15 protein-coding genes are annotated in these 16891 nt (G+C 42.2%); 2 read left to right on the top strand and 13 right to left on the bottom strand.

Features of this window, described 5'->3' with window-relative positions; all coding sequences use genetic code 11:
* Window positions 1-5: 5 nt before the first annotated feature.
* The 9 genes from AC04MN_RS08915 to AC04MN_RS08875 all read right to left on the bottom strand — a co-directional run bounded on the left by AC04MN_RS08915 (window position 6) and on the right by AC04MN_RS08875 (window position 11409).
* Window positions 6-851, bottom strand: a complete 846-nt coding sequence (locus AC04MN_RS08915) for a tetratricopeptide repeat protein (RefSeq protein WP_475382843.1) — start codon at window positions 849-851, stop codon at window positions 6-8.
* A gap of 14 nt (window positions 852-865) precedes the next feature.
* Window positions 866-4042 (bottom strand): tetratricopeptide repeat protein, encoded by a 3177-nt coding sequence (locus AC04MN_RS08910; RefSeq protein WP_475382842.1) that lies wholly within the window; start codon window positions 4040-4042, stop codon window positions 866-868.
* A gap of 9 nt (window positions 4043-4051) precedes the next feature.
* On the bottom strand, window positions 4052-5614 hold the full coding sequence (locus tag AC04MN_RS08905) for a tetratricopeptide repeat protein (protein ID WP_475382840.1): 1563 nt from the start codon (window positions 5612-5614) through the stop codon (window positions 4052-4054).
* The gene (locus AC04MN_RS08900; RefSeq protein WP_475382839.1) at window positions 5611-6423 is read right to left on the bottom strand and encodes an outer membrane beta-barrel domain-containing protein; all 813 of its coding nucleotides are present in this window, start codon (window positions 6421-6423) and stop codon (window positions 5611-5613) included. Before AC04MN_RS08900 ends, AC04MN_RS08905 begins: the two co-directional genes overlap by 4 nt.
* Before the next feature lie 10 nt (window positions 6424-6433).
* The gene (locus AC04MN_RS08895) at window positions 6434-7174 is read right to left on the bottom strand and encodes an outer membrane beta-barrel domain-containing protein (RefSeq protein ID WP_475382838.1); all 741 of its coding nucleotides are present in this window, start codon (window positions 7172-7174) and stop codon (window positions 6434-6436) included.
* The gene (locus AC04MN_RS08890; RefSeq protein WP_475382837.1) at window positions 7171-7683 is read right to left on the bottom strand and encodes a KdsC family phosphatase; all 513 of its coding nucleotides are present in this window, start codon (window positions 7681-7683) and stop codon (window positions 7171-7173) included. Before AC04MN_RS08890 ends, AC04MN_RS08895 begins: the two co-directional genes overlap by 4 nt.
* Before the next feature lie 88 nt (window positions 7684-7771).
* Entirely contained in the window at window positions 7772-8395 is a 624-nt protein-coding gene (locus AC04MN_RS08885; protein ID WP_475382836.1) for a hypothetical protein, read from the bottom strand.
* Window positions 8396-8410: 15 nt separating this feature from the next.
* Complete coding sequence (locus AC04MN_RS08880) at window positions 8411-10711, bottom strand: fatty acid cis/trans isomerase (RefSeq protein WP_475382835.1); 2301 nt, start codon at window positions 10709-10711, stop codon at window positions 8411-8413.
* Window positions 10712-10836: 125 nt separating this feature from the next.
* The gene (locus AC04MN_RS08875) at window positions 10837-11409 is read right to left on the bottom strand and encodes a lipocalin family protein (protein ID WP_475382834.1); all 573 of its coding nucleotides are present in this window, start codon (window positions 11407-11409) and stop codon (window positions 10837-10839) included.
* Between the two features lie 133 nt (window positions 11410-11542).
* Between AC04MN_RS08875 and AC04MN_RS08870 the strand changes: the two genes are divergently transcribed.
* Window positions 11543-12097, top strand: coding sequence for a TetR/AcrR family transcriptional regulator (locus tag AC04MN_RS08870; protein ID WP_475382833.1), 555 nt, complete (start codon window positions 11543-11545; stop codon window positions 12095-12097).
* A gap of 16 nt (window positions 12098-12113) precedes the next feature.
* On the top strand, window positions 12114-12710 hold the full coding sequence (msrA, locus tag AC04MN_RS08865) for a peptide-methionine (S)-S-oxide reductase MsrA (RefSeq protein ID WP_475382832.1): 597 nt from the start codon (window positions 12114-12116) through the stop codon (window positions 12708-12710).
* 124 nt (window positions 12711-12834) lie between these two features.
* On the opposite strand, the gene AC04MN_RS08860 is transcribed toward msrA, so the two are convergent.
* From AC04MN_RS08860 to yihA, 4 genes are read right to left on the bottom strand one after another with little or no spacing between them, the layout of a single operon-like run.
* A complete protein-coding gene (locus tag AC04MN_RS08860) occupies window positions 12835-13815 on the bottom strand; it encodes a KpsF/GutQ family sugar-phosphate isomerase (protein WP_475382831.1) in 981 nt (326 codons plus the stop codon).
* Between the two features lies 1 nt (window position 13816).
* A complete protein-coding gene (locus tag AC04MN_RS08855) occupies window positions 13817-15523 on the bottom strand; it encodes a CTP synthase (RefSeq protein ID WP_475382830.1) in 1707 nt (568 codons plus the stop codon).
* 2 nt (window positions 15524-15525) lie between these two features.
* Window positions 15526-16284: a 3-deoxy-manno-octulosonate cytidylyltransferase gene (kdsB, locus tag AC04MN_RS08850; RefSeq protein WP_475382829.1), complete on the bottom strand. Its 759-nt coding sequence runs from the start codon at window positions 16282-16284 to the stop codon at window positions 15526-15528.
* Entirely contained in the window at window positions 16284-16889 is a 606-nt protein-coding gene (yihA, locus tag AC04MN_RS08845) for a ribosome biogenesis GTP-binding protein YihA/YsxC (RefSeq protein WP_475382828.1), read from the bottom strand. Before yihA ends, kdsB begins: the two co-directional genes overlap by 1 nt.
* Window positions 16890-16891: the final 2 nt, after the last annotated feature.

Genomic DNA, 16891 nt, shown 5'->3' with positions numbered 1-16891 from the left:
TTCCTCTATTTTAAACCAGTTTTTGCCTTGTTTTCCAAAGCATTAATGCGAGAGCGAGTATCAGCTGGACCACCCACAAACTTTAGTCTGCTTATGACCTCTAGACCTTCAGAGTATTTGCCCATACCTTCAATCAACAAAATCGAATAATTAAACAGAGCCTCTTTATCGTTTGGATTTGATTTAAGAACCGCACTATACATCTCTTCGGCCTTCTCATTTTTACCGCTCGCTGCTAATGCTACACCGTAATTTGTTAAGACCTTATTGTCGCGGATACCACGTCTATAGGCAGTTTCAAGAGCTACTCGGGCTTTCGAATAATCACGTTCCGCAACATAGAGCGCACCAACATTCGCCGCAGCTACACCGTCATCCATATTAATTTCTAATGCTTTTCTAAATGAAAAAATGGCTTCTCGTCTTTCGCCTTTTGCAAGCAACACAACACCCAAGTTATTATGTAACTCACTAACTACTGAGTTGGCTCCGATGGCTTTTCGAAGCATGTACTCGGCCAAATCAAAACGCCCCTTTTTATAGTGATACATTCCCATCGCGTTCAAAGCCTTTAGATCTGTGGGGTTCCGATATAAAATGCCCGCAGCGGCTTGATACATCTTCTCGTCAGATTGCGACTTCACCGCCTCATTCAACTCTGCGTACTGAGATTGAACAGGCGGCAGAGTGTTTTCAATAGGCGGAATAACAAGCTCTTCCGAGCGCTTTGAAGACTTCGAAGTTTCTTTAGCGGGCCGTGGTGCCTCGGTGATAACCGGTGCAAAGTCCTCGGTTTGTTCTTCTTTCTTAGAAGAGGTCGAGCAACCAACGAAACCTAATACTAAAAACATTATAAAAATATTTTTCATCGGCTAATCCAATTCACTAAGCGAGTATCTGCAGAGACTTCACCTCGGTTGTAATAACCAGATGGATCAATGCTATTCATAAAATTATAAGAACTCTTGTATGCTTCGTTATATACCTGAAGCTCCCAACCGCGCTCGACCGCCTTTTGATGAGACTCTTTTGCTTTCACATTAAATGGATCAGCGAATTTCTGAATCCCGTCCTTATATTGCCGAGTCTCGTCGGCATTAAGCCCCGGTGGTAATGGTGCCTTCAAAATGGTAGCAGCCATATTTTCATTGGCCTCTCCAAGTAAGTTTAAGGATGACACAATTTCTTCGGCTGAATCCAACTTAATGACTTCCCCAAGCTCATTATTCAACTTTCCAAGCAAAGCAATTTTTCGATCTGCAGCAGCCTTTTGCTTCGCAGGGTCGGCCGGAAAAGATATAGATCTGAACTCATCAAAGGATTCTTTTGCAACGGCAAGTTTAAGCTTGGCAGGAAATATCGGAGAAACTTTTGATCGGCCGGATAAGCGCCGATGAACCGCCAAAGTCTTCTCTCGCCACTCTTTTCTTTCAGCGGCAGTCCCTGCAAGCTCAGAAAGTCGATAGTGGGCCTCGATAACCTGATCAGCGTCCGTAGGGTTGGTCTCAAGATAAAACTTATACGACTCGTAGGCTTTAAACCGAGCGCCTGACTTACGCTGAGCCTCTGCTAGGGCCCAAGAAGCTTCAGCCTTATCTTTCATTGTTTTCGCATTACTTAAATATTTTTCGTATGCCTGAACCGCCGAACCTGATTTACCTAAAGCATCGTATAATACACCAGCATTAAATAGATAGTTCGAAGCTAATGGATCCTTGGCATCTTCATTAGCTGCTTGCATAAATAATGAAGCGGCCTCATCAAATTGACCTGAATCTTGATAGAGCTTCGCCAACAATCTTCGAGACTTTGGTTTGAGCTTCTCCGCCTCGGGCTTATTACTTGCTAAAACTTCACGATGAGAATTGATTGCCTTTAGATTTTGCCCGTCACGCTCGTAATTTACACCCGCATTAAATAATGCAGTAATAGCCAATGCCGAACTTGGGTTTTGCTTAGCAAATGCTTCAAAAGAAACCGCCGACGCGCCATACTTTTTCGCAATTTCTAAATCTTGACCTTCTTTAAAGCTGGCCTTTTCCATCACGCTTCGAATTTCCGCGCCAGCCTTTGAATTTGCAAAACCTGGGTCCGCCAATAACTCGGCACCAGTCTTGGCCATACCAACATAGTCTTTTTTCAGATTGTAAATATCTAAAAGTAAGTTTGCAGAATACTCTGAATATTTTGTTTTACTATGAGACCTTACAATATCTTTAAAATATCTTTCAGCCTCATCAAAGCGATTGTGTTGATAGTACAGTCGTCCCAACCGAAATTTAATTTCCGGCGCTTTTTCAGATGTAGGAAATTTCTCTAAATACCAAGAGGAATACTTTACGAAGCGATCAACTTTAGGATCCATAGCAATGGGATCTAAACTTGTACCCACTCGCTTTGAGAGCTCCTCATCCGGTGGAATACTTCGCTCCAGAGCAATCATTAAGTTCTGAGCAGACTTATCGTAAAACTTGCTCTGAGGGGCATTATCAACAACCCATTTATACTTTTGAGCGGCCTCATCATACTTCTGCATATCGTATAACAATTCTGCGTAGTAAAATGTCATGTCACCGGCCATCGGCGAAGTTGAAAATTCTTTAAGATAAAGCTGATACCCATCAGCCGCATTATTCTGAGAAAATGCTGCCCTAGAATTCTGCGCCGTCTGGTGTTGCTGCAAAATATAAGTACGCAAGGTGGTTTCGCGTAACTTTAAAGCATTATCGGCTAATTCAGGATTTCCTTTGTTGGCTTGCATCCAAGCACTATTAGGTCCATAATCCAGAACCAATTTCATGAGCTCTTCTTTAAACTTACCTGTGTTTTTAGCGTAATAAAAATTTTGAACAATTTGATATTGAAATTCGAAAGCCTTTGGATGAGTCGGACGTTCAGCAATCAAAAGCCCAAATACCACCCGAGAACCCTCTTTGTTTCCCTTATCAGAATAATAATATGCCAATTTTTCTAAGAAGCCAGAAACATCCCCACCTACGACTCTTTTAAAGTAATTCGAAGCATCCTCTGGCTTACCCACTTCGGCGTAAAAGACCACCAGATCGCGAGTTGCCTCGGCCTCAAGGCGACTTTTATTAACCATCTTTTTGCTAGCAAGTTTCGACGCCTCTTGGTCTTGTCCAGACTTGATAATAAATTCAAGATACTTCAACGCCTGCTCGTTCTTGCCTAAACGATATAGACACCACGCACCTTTATACAAGGAGAACGTGTGTAAGCGATGTCGTTTATCCTTGATGATGCTCGAATACTCTTTGTAGGCATTTGCCCATTGCTCATTTTCAAAGTAGTACTCACCCAACGCAAAATGGGCTTCTCCGACAAAGGCATTATTGGGATATTCTGAATTTAAACGCTCGTAAAAGCCCGCACCTTTTTTGGTGTCCCCTAATTCAAAATAATTATATCCCAAAAAGAACAAAGCTTGGGACATCTTAGGATCTCGAGGAAAGTCCCTTTGGAACCATTCATACAATTGAACGGCCTTGCGGTTGTATTCGCGGGCAGGCGCTAACTCTAACGTCGGTTTAGACTTGGTTTGACCGGCCTGGAAGGCCCTTAATTTTTTGTCGTAATCATCCTGAATTCGCTGATCTATTAGGGTGGATTTTTCCACATAAAGTTCAGCCAATCTTAACCAAAGCTCGCCTCGATTAGGACTGCTTTTAAACTTCTGAGTGAGCTTGTAAAGCTGATCTATCTGCTGATCTAAGATTCGCTCATACTCTGCCGTTGTCGAATCTGAATCTGCTCTCATAAATGTCGATGACTTTGGCGGTTTAACACTCTCCAAATTCACTGATTTATTCGGAGCAAAATCATAGCCCGCAGAAATGACTTCAGTGAAGCTCTTTTGCCGAGCCCCAACAGCACCGGCCCCGCGGGAAGATTGTTTTGCTTGAGATAACAACTCGCCTACCGTTTGCTTGCGCTTGGCAGTTTGAGCCACGGCAGTTTCAACTGCACCCGTTATAAAATGCAAACCGAGAAGCCCAACGACGATGAATTTTGCATTACTCATTTTCATAAATTACTCGCAGCTCGACTTTCCTAAATAGTGATAGTTACCTACTTCATCTAACCAATACTCTCCTTGGAAAGGATAGTACTCGTAGCCGTTCTGTACGTAAAATTCGCGATCAATTTTTTCATCGATAGACATTTCCACATCTTTACCAACGATCTTCTTTTTCACGGCCTCTTTTTGCCCTGTTATCATTTCATAGCGAATGAAACCAGCTTGCTCGTATAGATCCTTTAACTCGACTCGCATATTCAACATATGTGCCTTAACCATGTCACCCACGGCTAGTTGAGTATTGCGCTCGCGGTTTGATAAGATTTTCAAGCTGTACTTACCCAACGGACTACTTCTAAATGAAGAGTTGGCTTCAATTCTTGAACGCTCTTGATTTAACTTAACCAGATAACCAAATGCACGTCTGACGTTAGCTTCGCCAAGAATATGCCGGGAAACCATATACGGAATTTTACTTCCTTTAACTTCTTCGATTGATTTATTACGTACCTTAGCAATTTCGTTATAGAAGTCGCCAGCCTCATTAGTAGACTTTAGGAAGTCACCAATCTGCCTACGAATCGGACCATAGGTGTTTTCATAAAGAGATAAAACCTTTTCCATCTCGTCATACTTACAAATATAGAGATAGACGATTGATCGCAGCAAAAGGGACTCGGGGTTGTAGTCATCCTTGTAATAAGTAGAGTGCAAAGTATGGAAATTCGATAGTGCCGAACGGAACCGAGCCGATCTTAACATCGCCCAAGCCTGCTCAAATACAGCATCGTGCCATAATATATTATCCTTAGGCACTTTTGAATACGCCTCTACTGCAGCATCAAAATCTTGCTTTTGATAAAGAGCTCGGGCTATCGATAGCTGCGCTGCCACTCGATTCGTATCATTCACAGCTGCTTTAGTTCTCGTGTCCAGCATTCTTTCAAAAACGGGTATTGCACGCTCCGGCTTGCCCGCTTCTAAAAGTGTCAAGCCTCGACCATAAAGAGCCTGATTGTAATAAGAAGAGCTCTCCGCAACTTTCGAATACATTTGTTCGGCTTGTTCGAAGTTCAAGTTACGCAGCTGTACTTCTCCAAGGCGGAAATAGACCATATCGCGGTTTTTCATTGGAATATCATTAATATCCACCCGAGAAATCGCATAGTTCAATATCGTGTCGTCACCAAGCTCATCCGCCACCATCGAAAGCTTTTCAATGGCTTGCTTGGTATATTTTGGATGACCAGTACGAATAACATCTACAAATTGAAAAGCCGCAACCTGATTGAGCTTAAGTTCCATAAGCATCAAGCCTAAAATGTATTTTATCTGAGGCCTTTCATTTGCCAGTTCAGGTCTTCGCGCCAGGGAAAATAAGGCATTCGCGGCATTTAAATATTGTCCAGATTGTGCCATTCGCAACGCAGAACTTAACTGTCGATCCGATGAATTCGACTCGATCAATTTCGCTTTTCTTGTTGTTGCAGGCTTTGCTTTTCTTGCAGAACCCTGTGCAGAAGCCAGTCCTGCTCCGACCGTGATAGCTATGAATAATGAGATAATCTTTTTCATCGGTAACTAGCCTCCGGAAAGAAGAAACTTGCTCCAACTGTTAAGAACAAGTTATTGAATTGACCTGTTTGATTATTAATTCCCTTAGCCGAAAAGAAGTTCCAACTAAAGTCCCAGCGCAAACCAAAGCTTTTGCTGATGGCAAAAACTTGCCCGGTACCTAGGTGAAAAGTCCCTGCGTTCTCAGCCTGAGTTTTCGTCGTTCCGTATCCCGCTGAAAAATAAAGGTCAAATGGCACGATCTTTTCATTGAAAAGTGTCATTTTTCCGTAAATCGGAGTGTACATTAAATCCAGACCCATGAACGATTTAGCCTGAATAAGGTTGTCAGTTTTTACTCCTTGAATTTCTTTTAGCTCATCAGTTGCCTTTCTCTGAGAAGTCGAAATTCCGAAATAATTGAATTCGACCCCCCAAGCTTCTGAAAAGAAGTAGCCTGCTTTGCCGACTCCCGCCACTGACAAGAAGAAAGGATCGTTAGTAATTGTCGAAATTCCACCAAACAATTGCATGCGACCGGTTTTAGGCATAAATCTTTTTTGCAAAACAGATACTTCGCTAAACGGTGCTAGACTTCCCAACTCCGAATACGTAAGGCTTTTCGACTCCTCACTCTCGTTTGTAACGGGCTGTTGAGATCTTTTTGCTTCAGACGCCTGAACGGCCTTACTAGACTTTTCAAGTTCTAATTCGACAATATCCAAATCGTCACCGTCTACCTCTTGAGCAAATGCCTTTGGCAAAGATATAAAACCTGCGCTGATCGCGGCAAAAATGAAAATGTACTTTTTTAGTGCAAACTTATTCATGTACACCGCCTTAGAATAAATAAGATAAACCAACATCTAAATTGGTCGTAAAAGTTAAACGCTCTTTAAAATCACCGGCCTTAGGAACTTGATCTCCATTACCAACTCCGGGAGTTGAAGCACTACCATTCAAAAATGGAATTGGTGCCTGATTAGCGTATAAACGCAGATCGGCTCTTAAGGCCCAGTGTTTACCGAAGTAAAATTTTTGCCCCAAGCCTAAAGCAATCCCCGGGTACGATTTGTGAGTGTACTTAACTACCCCCGCAGCTGCAGAGGCGAAAAGAGACGTGTTGAATACAGTATTTTTTGTAATGGACATTTTTCCGTAAAACATCTTTAGGTTGTAATCGAAAAAGATGTTCATTTCTGGTGATGGAGCCCTATCAAAATCCAAATTAAATTGCTTGTCCAACTGCTTAGCGTAGTCTGACAAACCCGCGAAATTTTTAGCTAACAAAAGACCGAAAGCATGATCTTCGTTACCGTGGTAGTACACAGACAAGCCTAATTTATTCACGTTCGCAATAGGCTCTGTCATTGCATAACCATAAAATAGGTTCGCATCATATCGGCCCTTCGTTAAAATATTGCGATTCATGACACTCGCTGGGCGATCAAAAATGGGATAAACTGACTCTTTGGCTAACTCTTCTTGCGGAAGTTCTATCACTTCTTTTGCTACCGACGTCTGCGAAAAAATCACTCCCGCAAACATTAAGCACAGTGTTTTAATTACGATTTTACTCATACTCGCCCTTCTTTCTGAGTCATAGGTCCATACATACATATATAATCACAAACTTCTCGAACCGCTCCGATACCACCACCTCTTTTGGTGACGTAGTCTGCGGCATCTATCACTTCATCAACAGCTTCCGGAACGGTTGCTCCAAAGCCCGCTCTTTTAATTAGTGGAATATCGAAAATATCATCTCCGATATAGGCCATCTCGCCAGCAGAAATTCCGGACTCTTGAATAAGTTTTTCAAAAGATGGAATCTTATCTAATGCACCTTCATAGAAGTAATGAATGCCTAAAGATTTTGCTCGTGCACGAATGTCTTCTGCTGTGCTCCCTGTGATGATGGCAATTTTATAACCAAGCTCCATCATTCTTTTAATTCCAACTCCATCACGAATTGAATAAAAACGACGCCAGTCTTTTCCATCATACCAAATGCGGGTGTCCGTTAAGACACCATCAACATCGAGTACCAACATCTTGATATTTTTAAGTTTTGATATTTCTAATCCCACATTACCATTGTGGAAAATTAAGTATCAGCGAGCAAGTGAACAAGCTTTAGACAGGACTTAAGTAGATCTAATATTTGCGGCTCGTACTCTAAAAGTACACAGCCCAGTTAACATAACCGATAACACCGCCGGAGTTGGAATTACTACTTTCATACTTTCGGCTAGTCGAGGAATAATCGCCTCCGAAGCGAACTGCAAAAACCTCTTTTAGAGGAAACCACAACCAACCTGCACCAACACCTACATTCGTATCACTCCATGTAGAGCTTCCCGCCTTACCGGCACCTAGTTCAAGATAGGCCCGAGCAAAGGGTAATGAAACTTCGCCAACCTTATTCTTTTTTGAAAAATTGAAATAAGAGCCACCTCTTAAAAGAAAGCTGTCCGAATTTGAACTCGAAGAGGTGTACCTTATACCCGCAAAGGGCTCGTAGCTTCCATAATTTTTAATGTAGTCGAAACTAAGCTGGACATTTGACTGGCTGCCATTTTCATCGAAGGTGCGCAGCCGACTTTCATAAAATGTAATGGCTTGGTTTCTGGATTGTTTAAAATCCGCCAACACCTGACCTTCTTCAATAGAATCAGATGAAGAAAAGCTAATCACGGCCTTACGCCCTTTTACCTTCTCTACAAAAATTTTTGCCTGAGTTGGTGAACCCAGGCAAAAAATAGCTATCGCAAAAATAATGTTCTGAAATGTTCCAAACATAGAACTAAGGTATTTTTATCTTTGATATCGGGTCAAGTCCAGATGACCAAAGTTAACTCCTTCAGTTTTCTTCATATAAGAATGAATATCATCCCAGACTTTCCAAAAACGATCTTGATCCGCCAGGACTCCATAATTTTTAACAAACTTTGGATAGTCAAAAATATTACTAATTCCTCGAACTTGTTTCACAAACTCGGGTATTTTAGCCTCTTCAACATCGTAAATCATGATCGGGTAAGATATCCAAAATCCCTTCTTCAAAGTTAACGTATCCTCGTGCGGAGCCCTACGAATTGCTTCGCCAAGAATCCACGAAATATTTAAGAATTCTCGATTGTGTATTATTGAATAGACATCCTGAATTTGTCCGCCCCGTCTTACGATTAAATAGCTTGTTTCCGGCATATACCGAGCGAATGGTAAATTTCCCATCGAACGAATAGAAGCAATTTTTTGCAACTCTTTTTCGACCGAGTTTAATGGAGCCATTTCAACACCCGGCGGATTCAACTGCCTCCAGTTCAATGAATCCCCAAGTCCCCGTACGGCAGGACTCATATAAGATATCAACTGTTCAACCAGTTGCGTTTTTGTTTTTTCCATAGATTTATATTTCACCGCCGTAGGCTCGCCCTTTGCTACTGGAGGAAAAACATAATTCATTTTTGCCTCTGTCAGAACTCCTTGATACCAAGCATTGCGATAGACTTGACGTTTTTCCGGTGGCAAAAATAGAAGGAAATTTTCTTCGGCCTCCATACGGATATAATCCATATAGACTCGAGTTAACAATTGATGCCCCACGTTTCCAAAAACATCAAAATTTACAACAAGGTTGTAAACCAAACGTTCGAACAAAGAATAGTCCAAAACAAAAACTGTTTTCGGCAAATGCCCCGCTGGCCCTTTCATCACAACTGCATTATCGTCATGTCTAAAAATCGTTAAAATTGCATTAGGATTACTTTTCTCTCCGTCCCAGATATCATTCAAACCTAAACCCTGTGGCCGCTGTGTCTTCAACCATTGCGCACGTAATTTTCGATATTTTTCTCTGTGATCTGTCATCTCGCCCATCAATTTAGGCGCTGAAACCGGATCTACATCTGAACCGAAAGCTCCTGGTAGCATCAAAAGCTCCATTCCTTTTCCTTCAAACGTGGGGTCCTTCATCGGATCACTTTCTGGATTTAAAAAGAATGCGTAAAACTGTTCTTGAATGCTATTAACGGCATTGGTTCCATTGCACACCGGCCCCTTAATAAAGGTCATGACATGATACTGCGAGTCCTCTAGCAAAAATCGATATCGTGACATCGCCGGTATGGCCGCAAACGTAACAAATGGATTTTGGGCAACTTCGGGTTTATAACTTGGCAAAGTCTTTACGTCCCATTCGGCCTTATGAAAGAGTTCTCTCCATCTTTCCATTTTACTATCCGAAAATTCAAAAGGCATATGGGTCTTCAGGACTACGGGGCCATGAGTGGGCTTCAGGCAATAATAGAAATTTTCAACAGAGGGGTCGTCATTAGGCCGTCTTGTTGGAATTTCGACTATTTCTTTCCGACATTCTTTGCTTGAGCGCACCAATCTAAAAAACTGATTCTTATCCTGAGGAAAATAAATATGCGCTAAAAATAAATGCTCGAATAAATATCGAGACGTTAATTTAATCTTTAAACTTTTAGCGTTTAAAAACTCGTGCCATTTTTCGATTTGAACTTTTATTTCATCGGCTGGCTGTGCATACTTTTGTGGTCCAGGCGCACCTTTCTTTATCCAATCTTCGATGGCGGCATATTCTTTGTCGTTTAAAGGAGGAAATCCATAAGGCATTCCTAAATCAGGATTTCGAATTCCCAAGATTTTCGTTTGATCAACTTTGTCAGCACAAATCATAGCCGATTCGATCGAACGAAGCATCGAATGCTTCGGAAACTGTCGACGAATATTAATATGCTCTAAGAATATGTTTTGTTGTGGGACATCAGAGTTGTTAACGGAATGAAAACCTTTACTGCGCCATTCCTCGGTGGATCGAGCATCGATAAACATTCGTGAAGGCTGAACACTATTCAGTCTTAGGCCATCATAAACATTTTTTTTAGCTCCCCCCCGCTCAAACCCTTCGAATGTTTGAAGGTTTAACTGGCAAGGAGCATTGAAACAACTATGGCAAGCTATACAGCGCGCTTCAAACACAGGTTGCACCTGTTGATGATAAATTTGTTCTTCGCTAAGGGCTTTAGCTAACGAAGCACCGGTCAGCATTACAAAATAAACAATAAATAATTTTATTTTAATTTTCATGAGGTCATTTTGTAGCAGAACGTTCTAAATGAAAAGGTCTAAAAAAATTACCACCCTCTTCTGGACTAAAAAAAAAGGTCAGGAAGAACACTTCCCGACCTCATCAATATTTTTTAAAAGAAAAACTATTTAACAGCTTGGCATAAAGGCAATTTCTCGACCATCCCACCCATTTGAGGCGTAGTCAAAAATTTGCAAGTATCGTAACCCATCGCCGTCAAACGAGACTCGATAGCCTCTAAATCTTGGGCTGACAACGACGGTTGACGAGATAAAATCCAACCGTATTTTAAAGTTGGGTGTCCCACAACTGCGTAGTTGTAATTTTGCTCAAGATCAACAATCCAATAGTCTCCGCCAAAAGTGAAAATGTAGTCGAACAACTTAACGAAAGTAACTTTCAGTTTTGCATTTGAATTCGTGTCTACGACTTTAGCGCGGCCTTCAGCTACCGATCTGTCGCCCTTTTCAGTTGCACAGCTATTCACAACCTTAATTTTTCCATCTTTTAGCGCAGTATATTCGGCCGTAGTATCTGAAACGCACTGCTTAGCAAATGTTTGAGGAATGCTTGCAATCTCGTACCATTTACCAACATAACGAACAAGATCAACAGACTCTACAGTTTGAATCTTTGCCATTGCAGCCGCAGATGACAAAACTACAAAAGCACTCAAGAACCATTTAAAGCTTTTCATAAACTCTCCTTCTATCCTTTTGCGGGGCTTGCCCGTTGTTGGATAAGGATTTATGTCAGGTTCGATTTTAACTCTACCTAATTAATCTAATTAGTATTAGGCTATGGGAAAAAATAGGTCGGAAGGATCTTCTATGCGCGCGGAAATAGTGGCAAAAGCAGAAAGTTTGTTTTTTAGCAATGGCTACAAGGCTACGTCCTTACAGGATATCGGCGACGCCCTAGCCATCAAAGCGGCCTCGCTCTATTACCACTTTCCTGGCGGTAAGGAAGAAATCTATCTTGAGGTTCTACGATCACGACTTGAAAAATACAAAGCCCAGCTCGAAGAAATGAACAGAAACTCTAGCAATATCGAAGACTTCCTGCGCGCCTTTGCCTATTGGTTTATTGCCCAACCCACTATGAATATGCAGCTTATTGCTCAGATGGACATGCCCCATTTGTCTGAAAAAGGAAAAATGGTCGCATCGGGTCTTGTCACCAGCTCGATCTTCGCCCCTTTACGTGCAAAAATTGAACAATCAAAAGAAGACATTCGAAATTTTGACCCTTTAAGATTAGTCGGAATTTATTTAGCATTATTGAACGGGATGAGTTTTGCCGTAAAGCAAGGATATACGGAACCTGACTCTGTCGTGAATGATTTTATTGAAATGATGATGCGAGGTATTTTAAACCAGAAGTAAGCAACTGGGAGGATTCGTGAAAAATTGTATCGGCAAAATCGTGGCTATATTTACTGCTTTGATTTGTGCAACCAGCTTAGCTGAATCGAAAAAATCAAATGCAAAAGTGAAGGAGCAAAAAGTGCAGACTGCATACTTAGCAGGTGGATGTTTTTGGGGGATGGAAGATCTTATCCGCAAACAAAAAGGCATTGTTTCTACCGAGGTCGGCTATATGGGTGGAAATTTAAAAAATGCATCCTACAACTTAGTAAAGACGGGCACGACCGGACATGCTGAAACTGTGAAAATTGTTTTTGACGAGACGAAGACTAATTTCGAAGAAGTTCTTGTATTCTTTTTTAAAATTCATGACCCTACGACGAGCAACCGCCAAGGTAACGATGTTGGAACCCAATACCGAAGTGCTATTTTCTTCACGGACCAGCATCAAAAAGAAGTGGCCGAAAAAGTCATAAAGCGTGTTGACGCTTCCAAGGCGTGGGACAAGCCTGTCGTCACCCAACTTGTGCCAGCGTCGGAGTTTTGGAAGGCCGAAGATTACCATCAGGACTACTTGGTCAAAAATCCAAACGGCTACACCTGTCACTACCCCCGCAACATCTCTTTCTGAAAAGGGGTCAGGTGTTTTTTTCTAACTGGGGTGCATAAAAAAAGCCAGCTTTCTGAAGCTGGCTTTTTTTTGGGAAAGTGACACTTTGATGCGGGCCGGTTAGAAAAAAACACCTGACCCCTTTTTAGCGGATTTTGGCTTTTAGGAGGTCTTGGATGTGTAGGATTCCGACCGGCTTTTTAGGCTGAGAAGCTGCCTTATCCAATACGAAAACCATCTGAATCTGAAACTGCTCCATCAAAAATAAAGCCTTCTCGGCCAACTCATCAGAATCGATTGTTCGCGGATTCGTCGTCATCATATCCTTGGCAACACCGGACAATGGATCCCCATTTTTTTCCAAGCGACGACGAATATCACCGTCCGTAATAACTCCAACCAAATCTCCATTCGAATCAACCACACCAGCAGCCCCGCGCACATCTTTATGCGTCATCGAACTAAAGACCTGACGAAGAGGCGTATCTAAAGTCACCACCGGCAACGCGTCCCCGGCATGCATAACATCTTTAACACGAGTCAATAATCGATAGCCCAACGATCCGCCTGGATGATACTCGGCAAATTCTTCAGGACTAAATCCTTTAACCGACAAAACAGCCATGGCCAAAGCATCACCCATTGCCAACGTCGCTGTCGAACTGGCTGTCGGAGCCAATCCCAAAGGACAAGCCTCTTCCGATACATAGACATTTAATACCAATCTAGCTGCCTTCGCCAAGGCCGATTCTTTATTTCCTGTCATCGCAATCAAAGGAATATCTTTGCGAACGACAAAGTTCAGAACCGAATTCATCTCTGGAGAATTTCCGCCATAACTAAGCGCCAAGACCACATCGTCTTTAGTGATGATACCAAGATCTCCGTGCGCACTCTCTGCCGGATGAACAAAAACTGCCGGCGTCCCGGTTGAACTAAAAGTAGATGCGAGCTTCCTCGCTATCTGCCCTGATTTTCCAATTCCCGTGATAACCAACTTGCCATTTGATTTAGCGATTAAATGAACCGCTTGTTCAAAATCAGAATTGATACGCTCTTTCAAATCTAAAATAGAGCGTGCTTCAATTTCTAAAACTCTTTTCGCCTGCTCAATAATGGAGACCATTTTATTTTCCTCTACCTGCAGATTTAACACCCGCTTTTTTTCCAGGACGCATTGAAGCCTTCACAAACTCTTTAAATAACGGATGAGGATTCAATGGCTTGGACTTAAATTCAGGGTGAAACTGAACCGCAATAAACCAAGGATGATCTGCAAGCTCGACGATTTCGACCAGATCGCGCTCTTTGCAAATTCCAACCAAACTCATACCCTTTTTTTCGAATAGACCACGGTATTTGTTATTGAATTCGAAACGATGACGGTGGCGTTCATAAATCTGAGTCGATCCATATACTTTCGAGGCACGGCTGCCGTCTTCAATTGAACACGGGAAAGACCCCAATCGCATCGTTCCACCCTTTTGAGTCATTCCCCGCTGCTCGGCCATAGAGTCTATAATGAAATTTCCGTTTCTCTTTCCATCTAAGTGGAACTCTCGCGAAGTCGCGTCTTTGATTCCACAGACATTACGAGCAAATTCGATAGCCGCTAACTGCATACCAAAACAAATGCCAAAAAATGGCTTTTGATTTTCCCGAGCATATTTGATCGCAGCAATCTTCCCTTCGACACCTCGAACACCAAAACCACCTGGGACTAAAATGCCATCGACCTCTCGTAATAATGAGGCCACATTTTTGTCAGTCAGCTTTTCAGAGTCAACGTAAGTAATTTCTAGTTTAGCACTATTAGCGACACCGCCATGAACTAGCGCTTCATTCAGTGATTTATACGACTCTTTTAGATCTACATACTTACCAACAACACCAATACGGACAACGTGCTGTGGATCACGCAGAACTTTCACTAAAGAATTCCAACCTGTTAAATTGGGTTTACTATCTTTCAACCCCAAAGACTTAATAACTAAGTGGTCTAAGTTTTCCTTATGTAAAGCCAAAGGAACTTCATAGATTGTTGCCGAATCTTGAGCGGCAATAACATGCTCTGCATTTACCGAACAAAACAAAGCAATTTTCTTTTTTAAAGAATCATCGATAAACTTTTCCGTTCGACAAACAAGAAAATCTGGCTGCAACCCGATCATTCTTAATTCTTTAACCGAGTGCTGAGTTGGTTTAGACTTCAGCTCGCCAGCGGCTGCAATATAAGGCACATAAGTAACATGAATAAGCAATGAGTTGGACTTTCCTACCTCATCTCGCATTTGACGAATGGCCTCTAGGAACGGTTGTCCTTCAATATCACCGACAGTTCCCCCAATTTCTACGATGGCCACTTCGGCACCTTGGGCCGCTTCAAAAATACGGCCTTTAATTTCATCCGTGATATGTGGAATCACTTGAACGGTGCCGCCCAAATAATCCCCCTTACGCTCTCGATTTAAGACCGTATCGTAAATCTGGCCAGTAGATACTGAATTCGAGCGAGTCATTGTTGCAGAGGTAAAGCGTTCGTAATGCCCAAGATCCAAATCAGTTTCAGCCCCGTCTTCAGTCACATAGACTTCACCGTGTTGCAAAGGCGACATCGTACCTGGGTCTACGTTAAGATAAGGATCAAATTTAGCAATGGTAACTTTAATGCCACGAGCCTCTAGTAAAGATCCAAGCGAAGCCGCAGTCAGACCTTTACCTATTGACGAAACAACTCCACCCGTAACAAAAATAAACTTTTGCTGAAAACTTTTTTTGGTGGACTTCGCCGTTGAAATCTTTAACTTCCCTGACTTTACCTTTGCTTTTGCCATTTCTATCTCCCTGATTGGCGCAAGAGTTTTTCAATAACAGCAACGTCTTCGGGAGTATCCACCCCGCGACTTGCTTCCTTTACTTTTACTACTTTGATTTTAGCACCCAGATATAATGCTCTAAGTTGTTCTAAACTTTCAAGCTGCTCTAAGGTTGCAACAGGTGCTTCGCAAAAAGTCTTCAAAAACTTTTTGGTATAGGCATACATACCTATATGCTTCATACAGCCATCAAACCCAGCGGCTGGGGTTGGCTGGACTCTTGAATATGGAATCGGATAGCGACTGAAATAAATTGCTTCATCATGCTTATTCAAAATAACTTTGACGGAATTAAGGGATTGCAACTCTTCGAATGAAATAGGATGAGCTAAAGTCGCCATGTCTAAACTTGCATCATTCGTAAAAACTGATGCCAGGGAGTCAACCAAATCACCGGTGACTAGCGGCTCGTCACCTTGAATGTTTACAACTATATCGCAATCAACATCCCGAATCGCCGCATTAATCCGATCGCTGCCAGTAGGTAACTCTGAAGCTGTCATAACAACTTTAGCTCCGACAGCTTCTGCCGCAACACGAATGCGATCATCGTCCGTTGCAACAATTATTTGGCTAATCAGCCGAGATTGTCGGGCCCCTTCGATCGTCCACTGAATCATTGGTCTTCCATTGAGCATCACCAAAGGTTTTCCTGGAAAACGAGTGGAGCCAAAACGAGCCGGAATTACGCCAACAATCTTAAGGGCTTTTGAACTCATTAGTTGTCCCCGCCCTGTTTGGTGTCCGCATCGTCAACCCAGTTCTGGAAAATATAATCTTCAACCAATTTCTGTCCCGATTTATCCAAAGCCGAGGTCGGAAAGACCGCAGTCAAACCAGATTCTTTTTTGATTTTTGCAACTGCAGAGGCGACTTGATTCTTGCCCAGCTTGTCGGCTTTTGTAAGTACAACTGCCATTCCAAAACCAAGTGATTGGGAAAACTTCTTCATGACTTCTTCTTCATCATCCCAAGAGCGACGAATATCCATGACCAACAACAATCCTTTTAAAACACTGCGCTCTTTCAAATAACTTTCGATCATTTTTTGCCAGTCACCCACCTCATCATTCGAGCGAGCCGCAAATCCATAACCTGGCATATCTACCAACATATAAGTCTCGTTGACCATAAAGAAATTTAGCAAGCGTGTTTTCCCAGGTGTCGAACTGACCTTAGCCAACTTCTGATTCGAAAGACCGTTAATGAAAGAACTCTTTCCCGCGTTTGATCGACCACAAATAGCGATCTCAGGTTTTTTTGCCGGCGGAAAGTCTTTGGGTAATACGGCACTTTTAACGAACTCAATTTTTGTCTGTTTCATGG

Source organism: Bdellovibrio sp. ZFWA1 (genome assembly GCF_056175665.1).
The sequence above is the reverse complement of the archived record's forward strand: the minus strand, read 5'-3'. Positions and strand labels throughout refer to the sequence as shown.